This window comes from Kitasatospora putterlickiae, from assembly GCF_039527695.1.
In the GTDB taxonomy this organism is placed as follows: domain Bacteria; phylum Actinomycetota; class Actinomycetes; order Streptomycetales; family Streptomycetaceae; genus Kitasatospora; species Kitasatospora putterlickiae.
In genome coordinates, this window is the sequence record NZ_BAAAKJ010000105.1 from 1 (window position 1) to 7,138 (window position 7,138).

Genomic DNA, 7,138 nt, shown 5'->3' on the forward strand with positions numbered 1-7,138 from the left:
CGCCGGCAGAAGGCCCGTACCGCATCACGCGGCCCGGGCCTTCGTCGTCTCCTGGTTTCGGTTGCCGTGTCCCGCGGCCTTGGACGAAGCCGAGCACGGCAAGACCAGGCCACCGTTCGCCGGCCCCGCGCTCGTATCGGCCGGGATCGAGGACCGATCCGGGTGGCGTCTGGATCGGCTGAAGCCTCGGCTCAGCCGGTCCGCCTGCTCGGCCGGTCCTGGCGTGCCAGCCATTTCGTGATGACCCGGTTCGTTTCCTCGGGCTTCTCCTGCTGGATCCAGTGGCCGCAGTCCAGGCTGACCACTTCCACGTTGGGGACGTACCCGGCCAGGTTCTCGGCCCTCGCGACCAGGTCCCGGTCTCCGTAGATCATGAGGGTGGGCTGGTGGATGATCGGGTCCGCGTCCGCCAGCAGGTGCCAGTTGCGGTCGAGGTTCCGGTACCAGTTGATGGTGCCGGTGAACCCGGAGGTTTCGAAGGCGGAGACGAGGACGGCCAGTTCGCCGTCACTCATGACGGGCTCTCCGCGTGGTGTTTCCGCCCTGGCGAGATCGATCAGCGCCATGCCCGGCCGGGGCTCCGCGGGGGGCTCGTTCTTCCGGTACAGGTTGCGGAGGAACTGGAAGACGTTGGCGTCGAAGACGGCGTCCGCGACGCCCGGCTGCCGATTGAAGTGGACGAAGTAGAAGTCGCCGCCGAGCACGGCTTCCATGGACTCGATCCAGGGCTTCTCTCCGCGCTCCTGGTACGGCAGGCTCAGGTTGATCACCTTGTTCACGCGGTCGGGGTGCAGGAGGGTCAGGCCCCAGAGGACGAACGCGCCCCAGTCATGGCCGACGAAGGTGGCGTCTTCGTAACCGTAGTGGTCGAGGAGCGCGACGAGGTCGCCCGACAGGTGTGCGATGTCGTAGTCCGTCACTTCGACCGGGCGGGACGAGCGTCCGTAACCCCGCTGGTTCGGGGCGATGACGTGGTAGCCGGCCGCGGCGAGGGCGGGCATCTGGTGACGCCAGGAGAAGGCGTGCTCAGGCCACCCGTGGCAGAGCACGATGGGATTTCCCGCGTTCTCTCGGCCCGCTTCGAAGACTTCGAGTTCCACACCGTTGACCGGAATGAGAGTGGGCTCGGGGAAATCGCTTGAGGTCATGCCGACATCCTGTCTCCCGAAACCGGTCACCTCGTGACCGGTTTGCGTGGGAGTTTTGTCGGCATGCGGACCGACCGGCTGGTGGCCATCCTTCTGTTGCTGCAACGGCGCGGCCAGGTGACGGCGGCGGAGGTCGCCCGGGAACTGGAGGTCTCCGAGCGCACCGCCCGCCGCGACCTCGACGCCCTGGCCGTGGCCGGGGTACCCGTGTACTCCACGCAAGGACGAGGCGGGGGCTGGCGCCTGGTGGGCGGCGCCCGCACCGACCTGTCGGGGTTGACCGCGGGTGAGGCCCGCGCCCTGTTCCTGGCCGCCGGCCCGGCCTCGGCCGCGACACCGGCGGTGAAAGCGGCTCTGCGCAAGCTCGTCCACGCCCTACCGGAGCCGTTCCGCGCGCAGGCCGAAGCAGCGGCGGCGTCACTGGTGACGGACCCGCGACAGTGGGGGGCGAACCGGGCCGAGCACCCACCGCCCCGCTTCCTCGACGCACTCCAGGACGCGGTGATCCGCGGCGTCCAGGTGCGGCTCGGTTACGTCGACGGCAGAGGCACCGAAACGAGGAGAACCGCCCACCCGCTGGGCATCGTCGCCAAAGGCCCGGCCTGGTACCTCGTCGCCCATACCGAGACCGGCCGACGGACCTTCCGGATCGACCGCGTGGCGTCCGCCGACCCGACCGACGATCCGGTGGAGCGGCCCGAGGACTTCGACCTCGCCGGGAGCTGGCGCGAGATGGCCGACGAGGTCGAACGCAGGCGAACTCCCCTGGAGATCCAGGCGCTCTGCACACCCCATGGCATCGGCATACTCCGGATCGGACTCGGCGATCGACTCGACGTGGGAGGCACCGTGACCGACGGCCGCATCGAGGTCGTCATCCGCGGCCGCGACGAGTACACCCTCGCCGGCGAGCTCGCCGGGCTCGTCGAGTGGCTCGAGGTAACCGGCCCTCCGAACGTGCGAGCCCACCTGGCCTCCATCGGCAACGCGCTCGTCGAACGCTACCGCTGAGCCCGGATCCACCGAGCCGATTAGAGACCGATCACTTCTGGGGCTCGGCCGGGCCGATCGGCTGGAGGACGAGGAGCGTCCGCCGGCCTGCCCAGCTCTTCCAGGTCTGCTCCGGTCGGTCCCTGACAGGCGGAATGGTCGGTGCGCTGATCAGGCCGGTGGAGCGTGGGGGCGCCAGGCAGCGTGGTCTCAGTTCTGGTCTCATTCACCACTGTCCGGCCTGGTTCAGACCTGCCCCCGTGGTGTGCTTCGCCGCAGGCCGGGACAAGGGCGGACCCCGATGAACGGTACTGAGGAGAACTGGAAAGCGTGTTGGGGGGCATGTCACACGGCCCGGGCCTTCGTCGTTCACGTCTCATCTGCGGTCTCAACACCCCTGTCCAGGGACCTTCGGGCTGCCATCGCCCGCACCCTTGGCCACCTGCCCCGAAGGGGACGCCTTCTGCGCCCGCTGCATTGACGGCACCTCCTGTCAGCCCGTCAACTGACGGTGGACGACCGCGAGGCCGTCTTCACCGCTCTCCCGATACCCGCCCCAGGTCTTGTGGCTCGTCCGCTCGTAGCTCGCGCTGTACCCCGGGCTGCCACCCGGTGTGCAGCGACTCAGCGAGGATCACACAGACTTCGGCTCGCTGTTGCGGGTCGCAGCCCTCCAGGAGCCGTTTCAGCTATCGTAGCACCATCATGTCCCGGAACTGGCGCACCAGGACTACTGCAAGTACGCACGCGGGTAGCACGAGCGCCACTGCGGATGGGCTCATGACTCGTAGCCCTTCTTGATGTCCTCGGCGATGGTCTGGGCATCATCGCCGTACAAGCACGAGGCGTGACGGTTCAGGATGACTGTGGCATCGCCGAGACGGGCAGAATGCCGGGAGATCAACTCAACCGCGCCGGCTCGCGGTACACCGTCGATGAAGCCGTGGGCCAGGAGGCTCGCACAAAGCGCCTCCACGGTGTCACCACAGCACCACTCGATCACCAGGTCACCGGCGTGATGGTTGTAACAGTTGGCGAATCCATGAGGCTCCGATGTCCTGTTGACCAGTTCAGGACGTCGCAAGAGTCGACTCATCAGTAGGTCCCGGGTGTGTACGTCATCGACGCTCCTGGCATCGGCCCACCACCCGATCTCACGCTTCTCATCGCGAGATAGGTCGTCAGGCGGCCTGCCCCACAAGGCCACCTCATCGTCGCGCGGAATCGGCAGACGGATTGGCCCGCAGTCAGTCCGTGCTGCGACAACTTGCCCCAGGCCGCTCGCGTGGAGCGTCCACTTCCTTCCGTCACCCGTCACGCGCAGCCCGGGAACCCCACGGATACCGCCATAGGAGTGGTCGAACCGTGGCAGGAGCTCGTAGATGACCGCCTCCGCCATGGCTGGCTCCAGAAGGAGATCCAGGCGTTGCCCGTTCGGCACAGCTTCCCTCACGCCGAGCAGCGCGCCATTGAGCTGATGGTCCTGGAAGCTTGCGGCCAGGACGTGGGCCACGTGTGCTTCGAAGCGCCGCTGACGCGGGTCGGGGGCATCGGCAGTCGGAGGCCCGGGGCGCACGTTTACTTGCCGCGCCAATCGGAACGAGGCGGCGAGGGTGAGTGATGTGTTGTCACGGATCTTCTTCGCCAGCCGGTTCACGTTGCCTGATTTGGACATGCTTCGCCCTTTCCACATGCCGCCCGGCGACGACAGGAAAGTCAGGTGAAGTGTCCTTCTGACTACTGGCTTCACTACTGCGGAGACTCTCAAGAGCCCACTGCTCGACTCCGGCGCCGGGACCGGATGTGACCGAGGCGTGCTGCCGCAGCAGCGCTGTAGGCAAGATATATCAGGGTCGGGTGAGACCGCTCGCAAGTCGTGCCGCGGACATCGAGGAATGGCGAGCGCCTTCGAACTGGCCTCCGCCGACCTCGGGGGGGGAGTCACTCCCAGCCCTCCTGAAGCGGAGCGCAACAGGCTCGGAACAGCGACATCTGTGGGAGGCCTGCGGTCCGCTGGTCTCATTCATGCGCGTCCACCGTTCAGTCGCCTCCGATGGGCTCCTTGGACACAGGTCAGAACGGGTCTGACAGCACGGCTGGCGCTGGAGGGAGCCACGTCCATGGCAGCCGGAGCGGCACCGCTTCGGACCGCCCCGATCGGGCGCGAGGAGACGGCATGCGCGTCTTCTCCCGGAGCACGTCCACGCCGGACCTCCACGCCGGTACCGTCTCGAATGGCGGTTCCGGGGCCAGACGCGAATGCGACACGGTCCGAAGAGAGTTCAGGTGAATCACGTGCGACCCAGCGAGCAGATGCGTGGCCTCGGCGTCGTCCAGGAGGGCGCGCCCATCCTCACCGAGCCTGCCCGTCCCTTCGATCTGCCCGCCGAGCGCGAGGCCGCCGAACAGGTCATCGAGAAGCTGTTCACCGCGATGGAGCGCATCGGCCAAGTCCCCCCCTTCGCCAAGGGCATGGGCATCGCGGCACCCCAGATCGGCATCGGCCGGGCCGCCGCCGCCGTCCAGCCGGCCGAGCCCGGAGCGCCGGTGATCATCCTGCTCAACCCGACCATCACCGACCGCTCCGACGAGACGGACGAGACGGACGAGCAATACGAAGGCTGCCTCTCCTTCTTCGACGTCCGCGGCATGGTCCCCCGACCGCTGCGGATCACCGTCGAGACCACCACGCTCGATGGCCGGCCGGCGACCACCACCCACAAACGGGGACTCGCCCGCCTGATCCACCACGAGACCGACCACCTCGACGGCCTGCTCTACACCACACGGATGCGGCGCGGCATCGACCCGGTCCCCGTTGACCAGTACCGCCAGACCGGAAGCGCCTGGGCCTACGAGCGGTAACAGGCAAACCGCTCCGCTGACCATGCGCGGTCAGCGTGCCCGCTTGAGTCGGGCCAGCAAGGCATCAGCCTCGCTTTCGGTGATCTCCCACCCGTCCCCATCGCGGAAGAGATTGCCGTACGGTTCCAGCGCCGCAAGCGCCACCTTCGCCTCGTACGTCGCTTCTATGAACCGCTGGACGCCTGTCTTGCGCAACTCGATGTTGAACTCGTCCGCTGATCCCTGATCCAGGCCACCAAGGAGACCTGCGGGCACGTTTGAGGCGTAGTGCCTGGCCACCTGCACCGTACGTACAGCAGCAATCGCCTTGTCGAAGGCTTGCCGCTTTGCTGTGTGCCGCGCAAAGCGGGCACCGACCCAAGGGGACAGGACGCCACCAAGGACCGCTCCCACCAGGCCTGCAACTGGCACCAGCCATCCAGCCGTACCGACCATGCTCATAGTGATCTCCCCCGAGCAGTTCCTGTTGCAGGCACCGGTAGGAAATCACGCGCCCGATTGGATGGTGGTCGGAGAGGCGCCCGCTTTCACTTGGTCTTGAACTTGACCGGGCCGGTGCTCATGCGGAAGTTGCCGTTGGAGTACAGCATCGGCCGGGCTTCCTGGTGGTTCCCGCTGTACTTCTCCACGTGGCGGATCTCGATGCCGCCGGGGACGGTGAAGTCGATGAGGGCGATGGCGACCCAGTAGGACAGGTTGCGGTTGTTGAACAGCGGGACGGTGACGGTGGACCCGCGGCCGTCCGTGACGACAGCTCGGGCACCGTAGGACGTGAAGGAGCCGGCGCCGTTCTCGACCGCACTGTAGGCGCAGATCAGGACGTAGCCCTGGAGGTCGGGTCGGCGGATGGTGACGGTTTCGCGCCCGGGTGTGCGGGCGTCGCCGTCGAGGGCGATGTACGGGGGTTCGAAGGGGGAACCGAGTTGCCGGTAGTAGACGACCTGCTCGGATCTGTTCGGCCTGGGGCCCTTGGGGGTGACGAGGCTGCGGGGCACATAGAGGGCGTACAGGTCGAGGTCGGCACCCGCCCGGCGGCGGTCCGCGCTGCCGCCGTTCCACTCCAGGCCGGCGGTGACGACGAGGTGCGGATCGTCCTTGCGCATGTTGATCGTGGCCTGGCCGCCCTTGACGAGGGCGACCCTGCCGAGCGGCACGGGCGGGTAGACCGGCGCCGACGGGGACCATGCGGGGACGGGCGGGGCCGTCCGGGCAGCAGGAGCGGGCCGCTGGGGCACGGGGGCTGCCGCCTGCGGAGGTGCGGGCGCGGGACCGGGGTCGTCGACGACGATGCCGAAGTCCGCCGCCAGGCCGGCCAAACCGTTGGCCCAGCCCTGCCCGACCGCCCGGACCTTCCACTCGCCCTGGCGTCGGTACAGCTCGACGAGGACCGCCACGGTCTCCCCACCGTTCATCGGCGGCGGAACGAATTCGAGCCGCGTGGACACGCACTCGATGTCAGCGCGCGGGGTGCCCACGGCGTCGAACCGGGCGGCGGGGTGGTCGACGTCAATACTCGCCACCACGGCGATGCGCTCCACCGAGTCCGGGACGAGCCCGAAGTCCGCCATGATGGTGTGCCCGGCCACCGTCACGCCGTCCTGCGACCGGTGGTTGTAGAACACCAGGTCGTGGTCGCCGCGGACCTTTCCGTCGGGCCCGAGCAGCACGGCGGAGACGTCGAACGGCACGCCCGAAGCCGCGACGGTGACCCGGCAGTGGGCGCCGGCCAGGGGTGCGTTCGCGCCTTTGGGCAGCGTGACGGCCATCTGAGCCTCCTGTGGTGATCCGTCCATGATGGCGGCAGTGGCTTGATCATGCAGGAGAAGGACCAGCCAGGTGCTGACGCTCTGGTACTCACCGGTCTCCCGCACCGGACGGCACCAGCGGTCCCCGGTCTCAGTCCTGGTCTCGTTCGCCCTCGTCCAGCCGGGTTCGGCCGTCGCCCAAGGGTTCGCTCCACCGCAGTTCGGGACGAGCGTGAACCCCGGCGGACAGCGTTCGGGAGAATTGGAAAGTGCTGGGGGCAACCCCTCGCGAGTTCGAATCTCGTATCCTCCGCCTTTGCCTGGCAAGGCAGTTGAAGGCCCCGACCGGGTTTCCGGTCAGGGCCTTCTCCGTCTCGCGATTGCAGTTCT

At 67.8% G+C, this 7,138-nt stretch carries 6 protein-coding genes; 2 read left to right on the top strand and 4 right to left on the bottom strand.

All coding sequences use genetic code 11. The annotated features are described in order from the left end of the window. Positions 1–191: 191 nt before the first annotated feature. Positions 192–1,148, bottom strand: a complete 957-nt coding sequence (locus tag ABD308_RS10955) for an alpha/beta fold hydrolase (protein WP_344331821.1) — start codon at positions 1,146–1,148, stop codon at positions 192–194. A 63-nt stretch (positions 1,149–1,211) separates the two neighbouring features. Between ABD308_RS10955 and ABD308_RS10960 the strand changes: the two genes are divergently transcribed. Then, the gene (locus ABD308_RS10960) at positions 1,212–2,159 is read left to right on the top strand and encodes a helix-turn-helix transcriptional regulator (RefSeq protein ID WP_344331698.1); all 948 of its coding nucleotides are present in this window, start codon (positions 1,212–1,214) and stop codon (positions 2,157–2,159) included. A gap of 757 nt (positions 2,160–2,916) precedes the next feature. Here ABD308_RS10960 and ABD308_RS10965 read toward each other — a convergent pair. Beyond that, positions 2,917–3,813, bottom strand: coding sequence for a hypothetical protein (locus tag ABD308_RS10965; protein ID WP_344331702.1), 897 nt, complete (start codon positions 3,811–3,813; stop codon positions 2,917–2,919). Positions 3,814–4,424: 611 nt separating this feature from the next. Here ABD308_RS10965 and ABD308_RS10970 point away from each other — a divergent pair. Next, positions 4,425–5,003, top strand: a complete 579-nt coding sequence (locus tag ABD308_RS10970) for a peptide deformylase (RefSeq protein WP_344331706.1) — start codon at positions 4,425–4,427, stop codon at positions 5,001–5,003. 30 nt (positions 5,004–5,033) lie between these two features. Here ABD308_RS10970 and ABD308_RS10975 read toward each other — a convergent pair whose 3' ends face one another. Next, complete coding sequence (locus ABD308_RS10975) at positions 5,034–5,444, bottom strand: hypothetical protein (RefSeq protein WP_344331707.1); 411 nt, start codon at positions 5,442–5,444, stop codon at positions 5,034–5,036. An 86-nt stretch (positions 5,445–5,530) separates the two neighbouring features. Beyond that, a complete protein-coding gene (locus ABD308_RS10980; protein ID WP_344331709.1) occupies positions 5,531–6,769 on the bottom strand; it encodes a TerD family protein in 1,239 nt (412 codons plus the stop codon). Positions 6,770–7,138: the final 369 nt, after the last annotated feature.